The sequence below is a fragment of the Bacillus sp. iso_77 genome, assembly GCF_056173625.1.
In genome coordinates, this window is record NZ_CM149683.1 from 1,217,322 (window position 1) to 1,236,240 (window position 18,919).

General features: G+C 43.3%; 18 protein-coding genes. 16 read left to right on the plus strand and 2 right to left on the minus strand.

Features of this window, described 5'->3' with window-relative positions:
• Positions 1-11 precede the first annotated feature (11 nt).
• The 5 genes from lpdA (at position 12) to AC0VYC_RS06160 (ending at position 4,326) form a co-directional block, all read left to right on the plus strand.
• Positions 12-1,394, plus strand: a complete 1,383-nt coding sequence (lpdA, locus tag AC0VYC_RS06140; protein ID WP_096881316.1) for a dihydrolipoyl dehydrogenase — start codon at positions 12-14, stop codon at positions 1,392-1,394.
• A 31-nt stretch (positions 1,395-1,425) separates the two neighbouring features.
• Positions 1,426-2,121, plus strand: coding sequence for an SDR family NAD(P)-dependent oxidoreductase (locus AC0VYC_RS06145; RefSeq protein ID WP_024719603.1), 696 nt, complete (start codon positions 1,426-1,428; stop codon positions 2,119-2,121).
• The gene (locus tag AC0VYC_RS06150) at positions 2,099-2,884 is read left to right on the plus strand and encodes an SDR family NAD(P)-dependent oxidoreductase (protein ID WP_024719604.1); all 786 of its coding nucleotides are present in this window, start codon (positions 2,099-2,101) and stop codon (positions 2,882-2,884) included. Before AC0VYC_RS06145 ends, AC0VYC_RS06150 begins: the two co-directional genes overlap by 23 nt.
• Before the next feature lie 92 nt (positions 2,885-2,976).
• Entirely contained in the window at positions 2,977-3,933 is a 957-nt protein-coding gene (locus AC0VYC_RS06155) for a sugar-binding transcriptional regulator (RefSeq protein ID WP_007498849.1), read from the plus strand.
• A gap of 63 nt (positions 3,934-3,996) precedes the next feature.
• Positions 3,997-4,326, plus strand: a complete 330-nt coding sequence (locus AC0VYC_RS06160) for a hypothetical protein (RefSeq protein WP_024719605.1) — start codon at positions 3,997-3,999, stop codon at positions 4,324-4,326.
• Between the two features lie 13 nt (positions 4,327-4,339).
• Here AC0VYC_RS06160 and AC0VYC_RS06165 read toward each other — a convergent pair whose 3' ends face one another.
• Complete coding sequence (locus AC0VYC_RS06165; protein WP_475389698.1) at positions 4,340-5,665, minus strand: APC family permease; 1,326 nt, start codon at positions 5,663-5,665, stop codon at positions 4,340-4,342.
• A gap of 329 nt (positions 5,666-5,994) precedes the next feature.
• Between AC0VYC_RS06165 and AC0VYC_RS06170 the strand changes: the two genes are divergently transcribed.
• Complete coding sequence (locus AC0VYC_RS06170) at positions 5,995-6,945, plus strand: ring-cleaving dioxygenase (RefSeq protein WP_400912668.1); 951 nt, start codon at positions 5,995-5,997, stop codon at positions 6,943-6,945.
• 42 nt (positions 6,946-6,987) lie between these two features.
• Here the strand turns inward: AC0VYC_RS06170 and AC0VYC_RS06175 are convergent, their stop codons facing one another.
• A complete protein-coding gene (locus tag AC0VYC_RS06175) occupies positions 6,988-8,307 on the minus strand; it encodes a S1C family serine protease (protein WP_475389701.1) in 1,320 nt (439 codons plus the stop codon).
• 169 nt (positions 8,308-8,476) lie between these two features.
• Between AC0VYC_RS06175 and proG the strand changes: the two genes are divergently transcribed.
• From proG to AC0VYC_RS06225, 10 genes are all read left to right on the plus strand, one after another.
• The gene (gene proG / locus AC0VYC_RS06180) at positions 8,477-9,301 is read left to right on the plus strand and encodes a pyrroline-5-carboxylate reductase ProG (RefSeq protein WP_475389703.1); all 825 of its coding nucleotides are present in this window, start codon (positions 8,477-8,479) and stop codon (positions 9,299-9,301) included.
• 189 nt (positions 9,302-9,490) lie between these two features.
• Entirely contained in the window at positions 9,491-10,315 is an 825-nt protein-coding gene (locus AC0VYC_RS06185) for a M55 family metallopeptidase (protein ID WP_274660228.1), read from the plus strand.
• Between the two features lie 18 nt (positions 10,316-10,333).
• Positions 10,334-11,269 (plus strand): ABC transporter permease, encoded by a 936-nt coding sequence (locus tag AC0VYC_RS06190; RefSeq protein WP_048001639.1) that lies wholly within the window; start codon positions 10,334-10,336, stop codon positions 11,267-11,269.
• Complete coding sequence (locus AC0VYC_RS06195; RefSeq protein ID WP_024719611.1) at positions 11,266-12,228, plus strand: ABC transporter permease; 963 nt, start codon at positions 11,266-11,268, stop codon at positions 12,226-12,228. The genes AC0VYC_RS06190 and AC0VYC_RS06195 overlap by 4 nt, the downstream gene beginning before the upstream one ends.
• Positions 12,229-12,235: 7 nt before the next feature.
• Entirely contained in the window at positions 12,236-13,249 is a 1,014-nt protein-coding gene (locus AC0VYC_RS06200) for an ABC transporter ATP-binding protein (protein ID WP_007498841.1), read from the plus strand.
• Entirely contained in the window at positions 13,246-14,865 is a 1,620-nt protein-coding gene (locus AC0VYC_RS06205) for a peptide ABC transporter substrate-binding protein (RefSeq protein ID WP_475389707.1), read from the plus strand. Before AC0VYC_RS06200 ends, AC0VYC_RS06205 begins: the two co-directional genes overlap by 4 nt.
• A gap of 114 nt (positions 14,866-14,979) precedes the next feature.
• Positions 14,980-15,921, plus strand: coding sequence for a S66 peptidase family protein (locus AC0VYC_RS06210; protein WP_475389709.1), 942 nt, complete (start codon positions 14,980-14,982; stop codon positions 15,919-15,921).
• On the plus strand, positions 15,918-16,997 hold the full coding sequence (locus tag AC0VYC_RS06215) for a dipeptide epimerase (protein ID WP_475389711.1): 1,080 nt from the start codon (positions 15,918-15,920) through the stop codon (positions 16,995-16,997). The genes AC0VYC_RS06210 and AC0VYC_RS06215 overlap by 4 nt, the downstream gene beginning before the upstream one ends.
• The gene (locus AC0VYC_RS06220) at positions 16,997-17,914 is read left to right on the plus strand and encodes a C40 family peptidase (RefSeq protein ID WP_475390020.1); all 918 of its coding nucleotides are present in this window, start codon (positions 16,997-16,999) and stop codon (positions 17,912-17,914) included. Before AC0VYC_RS06215 ends, AC0VYC_RS06220 begins: the two co-directional genes overlap by 1 nt.
• Complete coding sequence (locus tag AC0VYC_RS06225; RefSeq protein WP_008346217.1) at positions 17,904-18,872, plus strand: ABC transporter ATP-binding protein; 969 nt, start codon at positions 17,904-17,906, stop codon at positions 18,870-18,872. The genes AC0VYC_RS06220 and AC0VYC_RS06225 overlap by 11 nt, the downstream gene beginning before the upstream one ends.
• The last annotated feature ends 47 nt before the right edge of the window (positions 18,873-18,919 follow it).

Sequence of the window (18,919 nt, forward strand, 5' to 3'; positions counted from 1 at the left end):
AGATGAATCGGATGACAAAAACGTATGATCTGACAGTCATTGGCGGAGGGCCTGGCGGATACACTGCCGCCCTTCAAGCCGCTGAACGTGGACACAAAGTTGCATTGATTGAAGAGGATTTTCTAGGGGGGACTTGTTTAAATCGAGGCTGTATCCCTTCAAAGACACTGCTCAAACATGCAGAAGTCATTGAATCCATTGAGAAAGCAAAAAGCTGGGGAATCGAAACAGGTGAGATGGTTCTTTCCTTCGATAAAATGAGAAAACGTAAAGATGATGTCATCGAAAAACTCAGGGGCGGAATCGCCTTTTTATTAAAGCAAGGAAAGATTGATGTATATAACGGCAGAGGCACAGCTGTGACAAAAAATCGCATTGACATTGAAAAACAAGATGGATCAGAAACGATTGAAACAAAAGAGCTGATCATTGCCACTGGCTCATCACCTGCTATTCCGCCTATTCCAGGGCTCAAAGAGATTCAATTTGACACAAGTGATACGATCTTTGACATCCCAGATATTCCTGCATCTGTCGTCATTATTGGCGGGGGTGTAATTGGTCTTGAGCTGGCATGCATCTTCCAGAGTCTCCAATCAAAAGTCACCATTATAGAAGCCGCTCCGTCGATTATTCCGCAGGAAGATGAAGAAGCGTCGAAATTACTAGAAAAAGAATTGAAGAAAAAAGGCATCCATATCGCAAAGAAAACGACGGTGACAGAGGTAACAGAAAGTGAAGGAGTCAAAGCGATTCATGCGACAGACGATAAAGGAGAGACGCACATCTTTACGGCTGAAAGACTGCTAGTTTGCGTCGGAAGAAGACCAAATGTCTCTGCTGTCAGTCAGCTTGATCTTCAGCTGGATGGTCCTTTTATTAAAGTAAACGACGAGATGAAGACAAGTGTTGAAGGTGTATATGCAATTGGAGATGTAGCCGGCGGCTATCAGCTCGCTCATGCGGCGATGGCAGAGGCAGCCGTTGCGGTCAGCAATATATGCGGCGAGCCTGAAAAAATGAATCACGACATCGTTCCTAGATGTATTTATACATTGCCAGAAGTAGCGAGTGTGGGACTGACAGAGAAAGAGGCAAAAGCCAAAGGGCTAAACGTGCGGGCAGAGCGATTTGATTTAGCTGCAAGCGGGAAAGCGTTGGCAGCAGGTGTTCAAACCGGTTTTATTAAACTCGTGTACGATACCGTATATGGTGAAGTCATTGGCGCTACAATGGTTGGTCCGCATGTAACGGAGATGATATCAGAGGCTTCCTCATTTATGTATTTAGAAGGAACAGCGGAAGAGATGGCCAAAATGATTCACCCGCATCCAACCATCTCAGAAGGCTTTTATGAAGCAGCTCTTGATATTGTGAGTAAGCTGAGAAAATAAATGCCAAACAAGGGATAGGGAGGAGATCCGTGTGCACGTCCAGCTTCATCAGAAAGTGGCACTTGTGACAGATAGCACAGATGGATTTGGAGAAGCCATCTGCCTAGCTTTGGCCCAGGCAGGTGCACATGTTTTCATACACGCTTTTCGTGATGAATCAAAAGCAAAGTCGATAAGCGAAGACATTGAAAAATTAGGCGGCCAATCGACTGTTGTCATCAATCCGCTTGAGACACCGCGTGATGCTACGCTTATGCTAAGACAAGTCATCGATACATGCGGCAAGCTTGATATTTTAGTCAATCAAGCCGAGCAAAAAGCAGATGAGGAGATTGATGACGTAAGTCCTGAGATATGGGTCGATGAAGTGGAAAGATCCGTAAATACAGTCTTTCTTTCCAGTCAAGCCGCTGTGTGGCATATGGTGGATCAGAAGCAGGGCTGCATCATTAATATTTCCTCATCAGGCAGCATAACAGGTGATGGCGGGATCTCACATGCTACATCAAATAGTATGTTGAATGCCATGACAAAAGGATTAGCGCGCGAATTTAAAGACAAAGGCATCCGGGTATTGGCACTACTTCCGCCGCCTCTCCATTTGCTTCCTGACAAAGAGCAAATCAAGGAGACGGTGGCTCATATGACGGTTTTCTTAAGTACGTCGTACGGTGCATTTACAGATGGAGCAGCGATTATGCTCGATGGGGGTGAGAGCGCTGGCTAATCAACAAAAACCAGTTCTCATCGTAGGTGGCGCCCAAGGAATCGGCAAAGAAATTGCTCAGCGTTTTTTAAAAGAAGGGCATCGTGTAGCTGTGTCAGATATAGATGAACAGGGACTTTCGCTTTTAAAACAACAGCATCCTCAGCTGCTGACGTTCCAAGCTGACGTTTCATCGTGGGAAAGTGTTCAGCAAATGGCGTCAGCAGCTGAAAGGGAGTTGGGTGGCATTGGGCATCTTGTCTATTCAGCAGGAATGACGAAATCCCTTCCTTTTTTAGAGGTTGATTTTTCACTTTGGAAAAAGACACTGGCTGTGAATCTATATGGTCTTTTCTACTGCATCAAAGCATTAGCACCCTATCTATGTGAGCGGAAAGAAGGCAGCGTTGTCATTATTGGATCAGGATCTGCGATAACAGGCTCTGGCGGCGGCATCCAGTATTACGCGTCAAAAGCCGGGGCATTTGGTCTCATGCGTTCGCTTGTAAAGGAATTGGGTTCCCATCATGTCCGCATCAATGTCATTGCACCGCGCGTCATTGAATCTCAGATGCTTGATACGCTCTATCCGACTGAGCTTGAGAAAAGTCAGCTTCGATCCCTTATTCCTATCGGGAGATTAGGAAAACCAGAAGATATTGCTGGAGTCACTTTATTTCTCGCAAGTGACGAGGGAAGCTATTTGCACGGACAGATACTCTTATTAGATGGCGGGAGAACGTATCAGCCTAAATATAGCGAGGGAAAAAGAGCGGAGAGTTAATCGCTCTTTTTTTATTTTCATAACAATTGTTCCAATTAGAAACGAATGTTTGGTATACTGGTAATCATAGTATATTAAAAGGATGATGTCACATGCTGAATTGGGAAGAAAGACGACAGCTCGTCAAGGTTGCTCATCTTTATTATACAGACGGGTGGACGCAGCAGGAGATTGCAAAAAAGCTCAATGTCTCAAGACCAGTCATTTCAAAGCTCTTACAAAAAGCAAAAGATGTGGGAATCGTTGAAGTGTACATTAAAGACGAAAGTATTCATACAGTGGAACTTGAAAAGCAGCTGGAAACGACCTTTCAATTAACGGATGCTGTCGTTGTCCCAAGTGTCGGGACAATGTCTGAGATGGTCAAACGGGCAGTCGGTCAAGCGGGTGCCTATTATCTTTCTAAAAACATGAAAGGCGCTGAGAAAATTGGTATTTCATGGGGAACCACACTTGCCGAGCTAGTGAAGGAATATCCATTTGAACGAAGAAACGATGTCAAAGTCATTCCTTTAGAGGGCGGAATGGGCAGGCAGGCAGTCGACATTCACGCGAATCAGCTGGCATATGAGCTGGCAAAGAAGATGAATGGTACGTGCTCCTATTTATATGCACCTGCGATTTTAGAAACAGAAGAATTAAAAGAGCGGCTGATGGCGATGCAGGACATAGAAGCTGTGCTTGAAGAAGGCAGAAATGTTGATATTGCCCTGATCGGTATTGGGAATCCGCATAAAGGCTCTACATTGAAAACAGTCGGTTATTTAAAAGAAGAAGATTTGTCTGGTTTAAGGCAATCAGGAGCTGTTGGTGATATTGGTTTTCGTTTCTTTGACGGGGAAGGGAAACCAGTCCAAGATGAGCTGAACCAAAAGGTGATTGGATTATCGTTAGAACAATTAAAGAGCGTGAAAAAAGTCATCGCAGTTGTGGAAGGAACCCATAAGGCTGAAAGTATTTTAGGAGCCTTAAACGGCGGCTTTATTCAGGTGCTCGTCACCGATGAATTGACTGCGGCAGCTATTTTAAAGGAAGCATCTGTCCAATAAACAGCTGACAGCCATCGTATTGTATAAAAAGAGCAACATCAAACGAGAAAGGAGCTGTGTATCTTGAAGCAAACCGAAATGGAAGCAAACCTACACTGTACTCGGTGCCAAGAAGAGACCCTCCACAGCATCGTTTATGTGAATGATCAGATGAAAAGCGTTGAGTGTACAGAGTGTCATCAGAAGATCAGTGTGCAAGTCGACATCATGAAGGAATTTTACAAAGAAGTGTATGAAAAAATTGCCACAAAGCCGAAGCGGATGACGCAGGAGTATAAGGCGAATCTGAATGGATTTATTTCAAGACTCCCCATCCGGGTTTTAAGTAAGCCATACCGGCTGATGAGATATTTAAACGAATCTTATAAGGTCATTAAGCAATATAAAAAATAAAGCAGAGGCTGTCTTAGCGCTCTGCTTTATTTTGTGTTTTTTTCATATAGTAATAAATCGGCAGTCCGGCAATGCCGATCAGCATGGAGATCATGCAGCTTTGCCAATCGGTGATCATGGTGCTGATTAAGACAAAGAAAGAGCCGATAATCGCAATGATCGGTGTGAGCGGGTAAAGTGGTACGCTATAAGCGCGCTTCATTCCCTTGTTTTGTTTTCTTAGCTTAAAGACAGCGAAAAAGGCCATCACATAAAAGATGTAAATCATGAAAATCGAAACCTCTGACAGCTTCTCGGGATTACTGACGATCATAAACACAATGGCAATCAAAATCTGTACAAATACAGCGATCCAAGGTGTTTGAAAAGTAGGATGAATGCGTGAAATGGCTTTGGCAAACGGAATTTGTTTTCGTTCTGCCATCGCAAAAATGACACGCGGGAACGAAAGAACCTTTCCATTCAAACAGCCAAAGATACTAATGATGATTCCGATACTAATAATTTTACCGCCAATTGGACCAAAGAGCATTGTAGCAGCTGTGCTTGTTGCATTTTCACCTAGTTGAACGATTTGATCAGCTGGTAACACGTGCAAAAGGGCGATGTTAATAAAGAGATAACATGCTGTGACAATTAAAATACCGCCTGCCATCGAGCGAGGAAGCAGTTTCTCTGGATTTTTCATTTCACCGCCAAGCGCTGCAAGCAAAATCCAGCCATCGTAGGCGAATAACGTCGCCAAAATTGCTGCACCGAAGTTCATTTGTGCGATACTCTCATTGACGGCTGTGAAAATATGTTCATTTCCTTTCCATAAGCCAAACACAATAATTGCTGCAATTGGAACAAGCTTTCCGATCGTGGTCAGTCCTTGGACAAAGCCACCGTATTTCGTTCCCATGATGTTGATCACACATAAAAAAAGAACGGTGATAATGCCAATGGTTGTAGCCCATAAAGAAGAAAGAGAAAATAAATTAGCTAATAATGAACCAAAATAAAGACCAAGAGCACCAATAATCGCTGGTCCGTAAATAATAATTTGCACCCAGCCACATAAGTAGCCCCAAAATTCACCGTATACTTCTTCAAGATAGGCATATAAACCGCCAGTACGTGGGATTTGTGTACCAATTTCAGCGACTGTGAGTCCGCCTGCAAGGGTTAAGATCCCGCCTAACAGCCATGCGAATAAGGCGAGGCCTGAGCTTCCTGAATAAGAAAGGACGTTGCCAGGCTTCATAAAAACGCCAGATCCAATAATTGTTCCGATGACAAGAGATAGGGCAAAAAATAAGCCGATGTCTTGTTTTAACGCTGGTTGTTCTTTGTTCATTACACACGACCTCCTGCATCACTTTCGTACGTTACTGTGACATGTATTTTGTTCATTGTAATACGATTTTAGGAAAACAAGAATTAAAAAAATTTTCTGATTTTCGTATTTGTATTTAAAAGTGTTCGTTTATTGGAGATATTAGGATGAATGTTATCTTAAAAGCGAACAATATAAGAATATTTTTGATGTAATGTTAATTTAATGGGCGAAAACCGAACATCCAATAAAGATGCAGTCGAATGGTTGACTTTTCTTCTAAAATGACCTATTTTATTCATAAGGATATTATCTTGAATTCGAGATATTTTATAATAGGAGTGAACACAATGAAAATAAATGGGATTCACCACGTATCAGCACTAACAGCAAATGCTCAGAAAAACGTTGATTTCTACCGCCAAATCCTTGGCTTAAAACTGGTGAAAAAAACAGTCAATCAAGATGATCCATCGATGTATCATCTATTTTATGGAGATGAGGTCGCCTCACCTGGTACAGAGCTGACGTTTTTTGAAATACCGATGCTCGCCCGCCGGCTGGACGGAACAAATGCGATCTCACGCACAGGTCTGATTGTCACTTCAGAAGAGGCACTCACCTTTTGGGAAAAGCGCTTTGAAGAAAAAGGTGTAAAGAAAGAAACAGCTTCTTTAAGAGGCGGCAGACCTGCCTTGAAATTTACAGATCCAGAAGGACAGCAGCTGTTTTTGACTGTAGAACCAAGCATGCAAGATGGAGCGAAGCCACCAGTGCATAATGAGATTCCTGCTGATTTTGCGATTAGAGGTTTGGGACCAGTAGAATTAACAGTTGCAGAAGCAGATAAAACGATCAGTGTGTTAACGAGTATTCTTGGTTTCACAGAAAAAGCACGTGAACAATCAAATGATGGGGAAATCGTGACGATTTTTGAATCAGGACAAGGCGGAGCTGGAACAGAGATTCATGTCATTGAAAAAGCAGAAGGACCTGCTGAGCGATCTGGCAGAGGGAGTGTTCATCACGTAGCCTTTCGTGTAGCGGACGCAGAAGAGCTTGAAAAATGGCATGATAAAATAGCCAAAGCCGGTTTCACCAACTCTGGTGTTGTAGAACGTTTTTATTTTAAAGCCCTATATTTTAGAGAGCCAAATGGCATCTTGTTTGAAATCTCAACAGACGGTCCGGGATTCACAGTGGATGAAAGCGTGGATGAACTTGGTGATCAATTAGCACTTCCACCATTTTTAGAGCACAAACGAGCAGAAATTGAACAAAGATTGGTCCCAATCAAGTGAACATGAAAAAAGCAGCTCAATTTTTATGAGCTGCTTTTTTCGTTAAGAGCTGACTTGCTTTGATTCAGATTGTGTTAATGTCACTTGTTTTGTTTCTTCTTTTCCATTACGAACGAGTGTGATGCTGATGGTATCTCCTACTTTTGCATTCGTGTAAAGCTCGTGGCGTAATTCACTGCCGGTTGTCACTTTTTTGCCATTGATGGCGGTGATGACATCCTCTGCCTTTAATCCAGCTTTTTCAGCAGGTGAGCCAGCAGCGATTTCTTTTACGTACACGCCTTTATCCAGCTGATTGCTTGTCAGTCCAAGCGTTTCCTTCTGATAAGCATCTGGTACTTGTTCGAGATCCAGCATGCTGATACCGATATAAGGTCGTTCGATTTTTCCTTTTGTGAGAAGCTGCTCTGCAATTGGTTTGACATCATTGATTGGGAGCGCAAACCCAATACCTTCCACACCTGTTTCAGAAATTTTCATACTGGTGATCCCCATAACCTTTCCGTCTGTTGTTAAAAGCGGTCCGCCGCTGTTACCGGGGTTAATGGCGGCATCTGTTTGAATGACATTAATACTGCTTTCGCCAGCTGATGTATCCATAGAAACTGTTCGATCGACACCGCTGACAATTCCTTGTGTCACTGTTCTTGATAAATCTTCACCAAGCGGGTTTCCGATTGCGATGACGGTTTCTCCTGCACGAAGGGATGAGGAGTCTCCAAGTTCAGCGACTTTTGTAACGCCGCTGCTGCTAATTTCCACGACAGCAAGATCAGTCAGCGGATCAGAACCGACCACTTTTCCTGCTACCGTCTTGCCATTATGCAAGGAGACTGTTAATTTATTTGCTCCTTCAATCACATGGTTGTTTGTTAATACATAGGCTTTACTGCCGGATTTTTTGAAAATAACCCCTGATCCGGTACCGCTTTCTTGTTCTTGACTGCTGCTGTTTTGATTTTGCTGTGATCCATCAAAAGGTGTGTTCATATCGCCAAAATCTGTGGTTGTTTGACTTTGTGTTTGATAGTTTGTAATGCCGACGATGGCTGGTGATACGTTTTCGACCATACTGGAAATACTGCTGGTCGAATTCGATGTTTGTGACGCTGTTGTTTTTGACGAATTTGTACTTGTATCATTTGTCGATACAGCGGCTGTTTTCGTTGACGAATCAGTTGAACTATTTTCTGAATGCTGAGCATATGGAGTTAGAACGTAAACACCTAACGCTAACGTACCTCCTACAATCCCGCTGACAAATGGCTTCAGCCAGCCACTTGGCTTCTTCTGCTTTTGTTTCGGCTGTTCAATGGTTTGTAATTCATAAGAAGTGTGTTTTTCATCTTTGTGATGTGTCATCAAGATCACTCTCTTTCATCGATTTTTACATGTATGTGTGTAAGGTGATTGACCGTGTGTGGTGGATACTGACTTTATCGTAAGAAAAAAGTGTGGGATAAAAATGAAAACATTGTGGGAAATTGTTAAAATAAGTAGTGAATCTAAGCAAAATAGAGGAGATTAAACTGTGGAGACTATTGGAATCATTGGATATGGAAGCATGGCAGATATGATGGTACAAAAATGGCTGGACAAAGGAGTACTTCATGCCAGTCAATTTATGATCCATACAAGAAGTGAAACGGAGCGGCTGCAACAGCTGAAAGAGAAGAACCAGCATGTCAACATTTGCTCTTTAGATGACATCTCTGCATCATGTGATGTCGTGTTTGTTTGTGTACCACCGCTTGCTGTACTTGATGTCTTAGATCAGCTGAGCCCCGCAAAGACATCTCTTCATATCGTATCAGTGGCAGCGGCTGTCACGTTAGACAAATTAATGCAACATACGAATCAGCCGGTGTCTAGATACATTCCCACTTTGACATCAGCCGTAGGGACGGGTGTATCCCTTGTGGCGCATGGTAAAACTGCTGGACAGGAGGCACAAGAACGACTCCACCGCCTGCTTTCAGCTTTTAGTATCGTCAGGGAAGTGGAAGAGGACCGGTTTGATGCGGCGAGTAATTTGACAAGCTCTTCTCCGGGCTTTATTGCAGCAATCTTTGAAGAAATGGCGAGAGCCGCTGTTCGGAATAGTGAGCTTTCTTTAGAAGAAGCCTATGAATTTTTAACATATGCGCTGCTCGGTACAGGACAAGTACTTGTTGAACATGGACTGACATTTGCTGAAACGGTGAACAGGGTCGCAACAAAAGGCGGGATTACAGGAGAAGGCGCTGCAGTCATCCAGCAGCAGGCACCGCAAATGTTCGATGACTTGTTTACACAAACGATGAAAAAATATGCGCAGCTAAAATCGCAAATCGATGAATCAGACAAACACCACTAAAGACATAGCTAGTGGTGTTTTTTCTGTAAAATAAATCCTTTCGCATCAATTCTTTTGACCTGTATTACCTGAGTCTAATTTCCTTATTTTCAGACATTGTATTGAAAAATCAATCAAGTTCTCATATAATTTTTTAGAAAATTTAGAAAAATATACACAAATTTTAAGTTTAATTAAAGGGGGATGGGGATGAAGCTCTATGTATCAGTCGATATGGAGGGAATTACTGGTCTAGCTGATCATACATTTGTTGATAGCCGCCAGCACAATTATGAGCGCGGGAGAAAAATCATGACAGGTGAAGTGAACGCCTGTGTAGAAGCTCTTCTTACACATGGGGCGACCGATATTTTAGTGAATGATAGCCATTCTAAAATGAATAATCTGTTGATTGAAGATTTGCATGAGGAAGCATCTCTCATATCAGGGGATGTAAAGCCTTATTCAATGGTTCAAGGATTAGATCAAACGTATGATGCCGCTGTTTTTTTAGGCTACCATGCGAGGGCATCAATGAAAGGTGTGATGTCTCACAGTATGATTTTTGGTGTCAGACATTTTTACATAAATGATCATCCAGTTGGTGAAATGGGCTTTAATGCGTATGTCGCAGGCTATTATGGTGTTCCAGTCATTCTTGTATGCGGAGACGATCAAGCGGCACTTGAAGCCGAAAAGTTAATGCCTGGCGTGAAAACAGTGGCGGTAAAAGAAACCATTTCAAGATCTGCTGTGAAATGTCTTACTCCTGCCAAAGTCAACCAACTAATCTCTCAGCAAGTGGAAGTCGCAATGAAAGAGATTCATCACATCAAGCCGCTGACGCCTCCTGATCAGCCGCTGCTGAAGATTGAGTTTGCCAATTATGGACAAGCTGAATGGGCGAATTTAATGCCTGGTACTGCCATTATTGATGGGACAACAACGGTGACGTACCAAGCAGAGAATATATTAGAAGCCTACCAAGCGATGCTTGTCATGACAGAGCTTGCCGCACGTACAACATTTTGTTAAGCGAGGGGGAGACGGCAGATGACCAGCTTTTTGCTCAAGCGTTTGATTGCGATGATTGCCACGATTTTAACGATTACGACGTTAACGTTTATTTTAATGAAGGTCATCCCAGGATCGCCCTTCAATGAAGAACGAAATACAAACGAAACTGTCCAGCGAAACCTCGAAAGCTACTATCACTTAGACGAACCACTCTATGTTCAATATATGATCTATTTAAAATCCATCGTTACTTTTGATTTTGGTCCTTCCATTAAAAAGCCTTCTGAAAGTGTCAATGATTTATTGGCGAGAGGTTTTCCAGTCTCATTAGAACTTGGTCTTATCTCTATTTTGATTGCTGTCATCTCCGGCATCTTGCTCGGAATCATGGCTGCCCTCCGGCATAATGGCTTGATTGATTATATCGCCATGACGATTGCTGTTTTCGGTATATCCATACCAAACTTTATCTTTGCTACCTTATTAATTCAGCAGCTTGCTGTGAATGTAAAGCTCTTTCCTACAGCGATGTGGACAAGTCCAATGCATATGGTGCTTCCTACCATTGCACTGGCGGTAGGTCCAATGGCTATCATTGCCCGGTTAACGAGATCGAGCATGATTGAAGTGCTGTCGCAGGACTATATTCGAACTGCAAAAGCGAAAGGACTTTCCCCTTATAAAATTGTGTTTAAACATGCCCTGCGGAATGCACTTTTACCTGTTGTCACGATCCTTGGCACACTTGTCGCAAGTATTTTAACAGGCAGTTTTGTGATTGAAAAAATATTTGCGATCCCTGGAATGGGAAAATATTTTGTCGAGAGTATTAACAACCGTGACTATCCTGTCATCATGGGAACCACTGTTTTTTACAGCATCATCTTAATTACCCTTCTTTTCATTGTAGATGTGACATATCGTCTGCTTGATCCAAGGATCCAGCTGCATCAGAAAGGAGGAAAGGCATGAGTATACACCTTCAGCATGATCAAACGAATCAAGCGCATGAAGTGCCAGATGAATGGTTTGCTCCTAAAGAACAAAAGACATCTGAAGTCCATGCCATTAAAAGACCCTCACTTTCGTATTGGGCAGATACTTGGCGACGGTTAAAACAAAATAAACTCGCTATGTTTAGTTTATCGGTGCTGATTTTTCTTTTCGTCATGGCTGTATTAGGCCCACTCCTGGCACCGAATAGTGTGACAGAACAGCGGCTTTCCATGCAAAACTTGCCACCGTCAGCTGCTCACTGGTTTGGAACAGATGAACTTGGACGTGATGTGTTTACACGTACTTGGTACGGCGCACGCATTTCATTATTTGTGGGCGTGATGGCCGCTCTCATTGATTTTGCAATCGGTGTCATCTATGGCGGTATTGCAGGCTATAAAGGCGGGAAGTATGACCATGTCATGATGCGGATTGTCGAGGTGCTTTACGGTCTGCCGTATTTACTCGTCGTCATTTTATTGATGGTTCTGATGGGGCCTGGCCTTGTCACTATTATTGTGGCGCTCACTGTCACAGGATGGATCGGGATGGCAAGAATCGTGAGAGGTCAAGTCCTTCAGCTGAAAAGCCAAGAATATGTCCTTGCCTCGAAAACCTTTGGCGCAAAAAGTTTGCGCATCATCCGCAGAAATTTACTGCCGAATACGATGGGACCGATTATTGTCCAGATGACGCTGACTGTACCGACAGCGATATTTGCTGAAGCGTTCTTAAGTTTTCTTGGTTTAGGCATTCAAGCGCCGTTTGCAAGCTGGGGTGTGATGGCCAATGATGCCTTGCCGACAGTGCTGTCAGATAATGGTCACTGGTGGCGTTTATTCTTTCCGGCATTTTTTATTTCGCTGACGATGTTTTGCTTTAATAATTTAGGTGATGGCTTGCAAGATGCGCTTGATCCGAAGATGAAGAGGTGATGGCGTGATGAAAAAAATGCTTCGGATTATCGATCTGCATGTTAGCTTTCGGACATATGGCGGTTCTGTTCAAGCGGTACGCGGGGTGAATGTGGATGTGTATGAAAAAGAAACCCTCGCCATTGTCGGAGAATCAGGCTGCGGAAAAAGTGTGACGTCTCAAAGTATCATGCGGCTTCTCCCTGCATACAGCGCACAAGTCGATCAAGGGGAAATTTGGTTTCGTGATCGCAACTTGCTGTCATTATCTGAAAAAGACATGCGAAGCATTCGTGGTGTCGATATCTCCATGATTTTTCAAGATCCTATGACGGCACTCAACCCGACGCTGACAATTGGAGATCAGCTGATGGAGGCTGCAAAAGTGCATCAGAAGTTGACAAAAAAAGAAGTGAAAGAAGAGGCGCTTCGTATGCTTGATTTGGTGGGGATTCCGCAGCCGAAAGAGAGGCTGAAGCAATATCCGCATCAATTCAGCGGTGGCATGAGGCAGCGGCTTATGATTGCAATGGCTCTTATTTGTGAGCCGAAGGTGCTGATTGCAGATGAACCGACAACTGCACTAGATGTCACCATACAGGCGCAGATTTTAGAACTATTTAAAGAGATTCAGAAAAAAACAGGCGTGACGATTATTTTAATCACACATGACCTAGGGGTCGTAGCACAAGTCGCTGATCGAGTGGCTGTCATGTACGGGGGGAAAATCGTTGAAGTTGGGACAAGGCGAGATATCTTTTACAGTCCACAGCATCCCTATACAAAAGGGCTGCTGCAATCCGTTCCAAGGCTGGATATGAAAGATGAACTCATTCCTATTGAAGGAAGCCCGCCAGATTTATTTGCTCCGCCAAAAGGTTGTCCATACACCGATCGATGTCCGTCTGCGATGAAAGTGTGTGATCATATTATGCCGCATGAAACGCAGCGTTCACCTACACATGCAGTACATTGCTGGCTTCAAGATGAACGAGCGAAGCAAACGGTTTTATCTTCAACACAAAGGGGGAGTTTTTCATGAGAAAAACAGGTTGGATTCTCGGTATGTGCTTTATCGCAGTGATGCTGCTTGCAGGATGTACAGCCAATGAGCAAGCAGGTAAAGGATCTTCAAGCAAGGGTGAAGAGAAAGTTTTAACGTTAAATAACGAAAACGAACCGACATCATTTGATCCACCCATTGGTTTTAATAATGTGTCCTGGCAAGGGCTCAATAACTTAATGGAAGGATTAACGAGACTGAATGAGAAGCACGAACCATCTGCTGCCATGGCGGAAAAATGGGACATCTCAAAGGACGGAAAAACGTACACGTTCCATTTAAGGGATGGGATTAAGTGGTCAAATGGTGATCCAGTCAAAGCAAGTGACTTTGAATATGCGTGGAAGCGGCTGCTAGATCCAAAGACGGGCTCTTCTGCGGCATTCTTAGCTTATATGATTGAAGGGGGCGAAGCGTTTAACAGCGGAAAAGGGAAGAAAGAAGATGTAAAAGTTAAGGCTGTTAATGATCAAACGCTAGAGGTCAAGCTAGCATACCCGCAGAAATCTTTCTTAAATATGACGGCAAACCCTGCCTTTTTCCCAGTGAATGAGAAGGTAGCGGAAAAGGACCCGAACTGGGCCAAGGATGCGAAAACCTTTGTCGGCAATGGACCGTTTAAGCTGACAGAGTGGAAGCATGATGAAAGCTTTACAATGGAAAAAAGTGACACGTATTGGGACAAACAAACGGTCAAGCTAGACCAAGTGAAATGGCTCATGATCAGTGATCGAAACACAGATTATCAAATGTATCAATCAGGAGATTTAGATACGGCCTTCGTTCCGGCAGAACAAAGTGAAGACCTGTTAAAAAGCAAAGATGTGCAAATTGAGGATCAAGCAGGGCTGTTTTTTTATCGTCTAAATGTCAACATGGAGCCTTTTCAAAATAAGAACATTCGCAAAGCCTTTCAAATGGCGATCAATCCTCAGGATATTGTAGAGTATGTGACGAAAAATGAAGAGAAGCCAGCACGTGCCTTCGTTTCACCAGGAATTTTAGATTCAAAGGGTGAAGATTTCAGAGAAGCTGGCGGCGACCTTGTCAAACATGATACGAGTGAAGCTGTAAAACTATTAGAAAAAGGGTTGAAAGAAGAGAACTATTCAAAGCTGCCGCCCGTCACATTAACATATAGTACAAAGCCTGAAAATAAGAAAAAAGCAGAAGCCATTCAGCAACAATTAAAAGAAGCGCTAGGGGTAGATGTGAAGCTTGCCAACTTGGAAGCAAATGTGTTTGCAGAAGATCAAAAGGCACTCAAATTCCAATTCTCGCAAAGTTCATTTCTAGCTGACTATGCAGACCCAATCAATTTCTTAGAGAGCTTCCAAACAGGAAATGCGATGAACCGGACAGGTTGGTCAAATGATACGTATGATCAGCTGATCAAAAAGGCGAGTCAAGAAGCAGATGAACAAAAGAGAAATCGTATGCTGCATGATGCCGAGGCACTTCTGATGGAAGAAGCACCGATCATTCCCATTCATTTTTATAACCAAGTCTATTTACAAAAAGAAGGCGTAAAGGGCATTGTGCGTCATCCGGTTGGTTACATTGATTTGAAATGGGCACAGGTTGATGGAGAGTAAATGAAAAAATGAGAGAACGGGACGCTTTGAAAAAAGCGTCTGTTCCTTTATTTGTTCATGTTATGAAGAAGATGCCCATAGATTGAAAGAAACGAAGAGAAAGAGGGGATTGGCATGAACCATCTGCCAGTGGCACTTCAAACAGGAGATACAGTGGGAATCATTGCACCAGCAAGTCCGCCTGATGAGCTGAAATTAGCAAGAGGTATTTCTTTTTTAGAAAGCTTAGGGCTAAAGGTGAAAAAGGGGAAGTATATCGACTCCCGGTATGGTTATTTAGCAGGTCATGATCATGAACGAGTGGAAGATATTCATCACATGTTTCAAGATCCAGACGTGAAGGCAGTGATTTGTGCTTGCGGAGGATACGGAACAGGAAGAATTGCAGAAGCCATTGATTATGACTTGATTCGCCGGAATCCAAAAATCTTTTGGGGATACAGTGATATTACGTTTTTACATACAGCCATTCAGCAGCAGACGGGTCTTGTGACCTTTCATGGTCCAATGCTCTCCTCTGATGTGGGACTTGAAGAGGTTCATCCGTATACAAAGGATACCTTTTTACAGCTATTCACTCCAAAAGCCTTTTCGTATACGAACCACCTGTCACCTCTTCACACTTTTTATCATGGCACGGCTTCAGGCGAAATCACCGGAGGAAATCTTGCCCTTATTGTCACGACACTTGGTACACCTTTTGAAATTGATACAAAGGGGAAGCTTTTATTGATAGAAGATATAGACGAAGAACCATATAAAATCGATCGAATGATACAACACTTAGCCTCTGCAGGAAAATTACATGATGCGGCGGGATTTATCATTGGTGATTTTCATCAATGTGAGCCGAAAAAGAAAGAGCAGTCGTTAACGCTGGATCAGTTATGGGAGACGTATATTGTCCCGCAACAGAAACCTGCACTTGGCGGCTTTCGGATCGGTCATTCATCTCCAAACTTCGCCATTCCAATCGGCGTGCACGCTACATTAGATGCTACAGGGAAAAAACTGCATATTTCCCCAGGTGTTGCAGCGAAAGAGGCGATCAAATGAAAATCGTAGATGTTCGCACATGCAGAACGAATGTACCGCTAAAGAAGCCTTTCAAAACAGCATTAAGAACGGTGTATGACGCCGCATCTCTTATTTTGATCATCACCTATGATCAAGGCGATGTCAGCTATGGAGAGGCAGTCCCGACATCGGTCATTACAGGTGAAACACTGGAAAGCATCGACTATGCTATTTGCGCTGTGATGAGGCCGATCTTGATTGGGGCCTCATTGTCACAATATGAACAAATCTTTTCAGCGATCGACCGTGTACTTGTAGGAAACACGAGTGCAAAGGCTGCAATAGATATGGCGATTTACGATGGTTTAGCGAAGCAGGCTGGCCTGCCGCTTTATCAATATCTTGGTGGTTATCGTGATCAGCTGGAAACGGATTACACGGTTAGTGTCAACCGTCCGCTAGAAATGGCAGAGGATGCGAAGCAATATGCAGCTGAAGGCTTTCGTACCTTAAAGATCAAAGTGGGAAAAGATGATATAGATACGGATATTCAGCGGATCAAACGGATTCGAGAAAAAGTCGGGCCGGATATTCAAATCAGGCTTGACGCCAACCAAGGCTGGACATGGAAGGAAGCGATTGTCGCCATTCGAAAAATGGAGGCACTCGATATTGAACTAGTCGAGCAGCCAGTGCCTAAAGAAGACATCGAGGGTCTGCGCCGGGTGACGGAAGCAACAGACACATTGATTATGGCAGATGAAAGTATTTTTAGCCTCCATGATGCCATCAAGGTGTTAGAAACGAGAAGCTGTGATCTCATCAACTTAAAATTAATGAAAACAGGCGGTATCAAAAAAGCGCTGAAAATCAATAGTTTAGCAGAAGCATACGGCGTCAAGTGCATGGTTGGCAGTATGATCGAATCAAAACTAGGGATTACCGCAGCCGCTCATCTTGCTGCAAGCCAACCGAATATTACCCGTTACGATTTTGATGCGCCGCTTATGCTCAAAGAGGACTTAATAGACGGAGGAATTATCTATCAAGGAAAAGATATTCTCTTTCCGCCGCATCATGGGTTAGGCATTCAAAGAGTGAAAGGGGTCTTATGATGTTATATGAATCAAAGGTTCCAGTCGCAAATATATGGACAGCACCGCAGTCACCGAGAGAAATAGATCGACACGTTCTTCAAAGTTCCGTCCAGATCAAAGAATGGATTGATGAGCAAACATATGAACAGAAATTGGCCTTATGTGAAGAAAATCTTATTCAAACCCAAGTACTGCTTGGCGAACGAGTCATTGGGCTGGAGGAAACAGATGGCTGGATGAAAGTTGTCATCCCGCAGCAGGCAAGCCGGAAACACCCGCAAGGCTATCCAGGTTATATCCCTGTAGAGCAATTAAATGAAGTATCAGAGAGTGAACCACCTGCTAGTCCCTTGATTGTTTGTCAGAAAAAAGCGGTTTTATATCAAAACGGAACACCGGATATGGAGGTTAGTTTTTTAACAGAACTAACACCTGTTGAAGAAATGAGCGATTCCTTTGATGTTCTAACTCCAGTAGGAAGAAGAGAAATCAAAAAAGAAGATGTGCGCAGTGCTTCATCACCTTCTTCTATGAGCGGTAAGGATGCCTTAGCTATAGGAAAACAATTTATTGGACTGTCATATTTGTGGGGCGGCATGAGCAGCTATGGCTACGACTGTTCGGGTTTTGTTTACAGCATGTACAAAGCGTGTGGATGTTTATTACCGAGAGACGCAAGTGACCAAGCAGTTCAAGGAACTCCAGTCGCATCGAACCATTTGGCGCCAGGTGACCTCATGTTTTTTGCCAATGACAATGGGAAGGGAGCAGTTCGCCATGTAGGGATGTATGCAGGAGATGGCATGATGCTTCACTCGCCTAAAACGGGCAGACAGATTGAACTCCTTTCTCTTTCTGGTACTTCATATGAACAGGAATGGGCAGGAACAAGGCGGTATTTGAAAGCTGAGAGGGGGAGATGTGATGGGAAGTGAACCACTTCTGCAAGTCAACAACTTAAAAAAGCATTTTCATCTATCGAAAGGAAGAACGCTAAAAGCATTAGATGGTGTCACCTTTCAGCTGAAACAAGGCGAAACCTTTGGTCTTGTTGGTGAGTCAGGCTGCGGTAAATCTACACTTGGAAAAGTGCTCATGCGGCTTTATGACCCGACAGAAGGTGAGGCTTTGTATGAAGGAAAAAGTCTCCATCACTTATCGAACCGAGAATCATTTGATTTCAATAGGCAAATTCAAATGGTGTTTCAAGATCCGTATTCTTCTTTAAATCCTAGGCTCTCTGTAAAAGATATTATGCTAGAACCGATGGAGATCCACCAATTGTATGGCAGTCAAAAGAAAAGACTCGAGCGTGTGAAGGAACTGCTTGAAGCAGTGGGGCTAAGTCATGATTTTGCTACACGCTATCCTCACGAATTCAGCGGAGGTCAGAGGCAAAGAATAGGGATTGCTAGAGCACTCGCCTTATCGCCAAAGTTTATCGTGGCAGATGAGCCGATTTCTGCACTTGATGTATCCGTTCAAGCTCAGGTCGTGAATTTGCTGAAAAAACTGCAAAAAGAAGAAGGATTGACGTTTTTATTTATTGCCCATGATTTATCGATGGTTAAATATATTAGCGATCGAATCGGTGTCATGTACTTAGGACATCTCGTGGAGATGACTAGCAGTGATGCTTTATATAAAACACCGCTTCATCCATATACACAAGCATTGCTGTCTGCTATCCCGATTCCAGATCCTGATGTGGAAGATAAACGCAAGCGGTTTATTTTAAAGGGAGAAATTCCAAGTCCAGTGAATCCGCCAAGCGGCTGCGTATTTCGGACAAGATGTCCTGCTGCAATGGATGTATGTGCGGACAAAAAGCCAGTATTACAAGCAGTCGAAGAAGGACATGAAGTGGCTTGTCATTTATATGATAGGAAATAGATAGAGGGAAGAAGGTAAGCATTTAAAAAGCCAGCGAGTAGACAAGC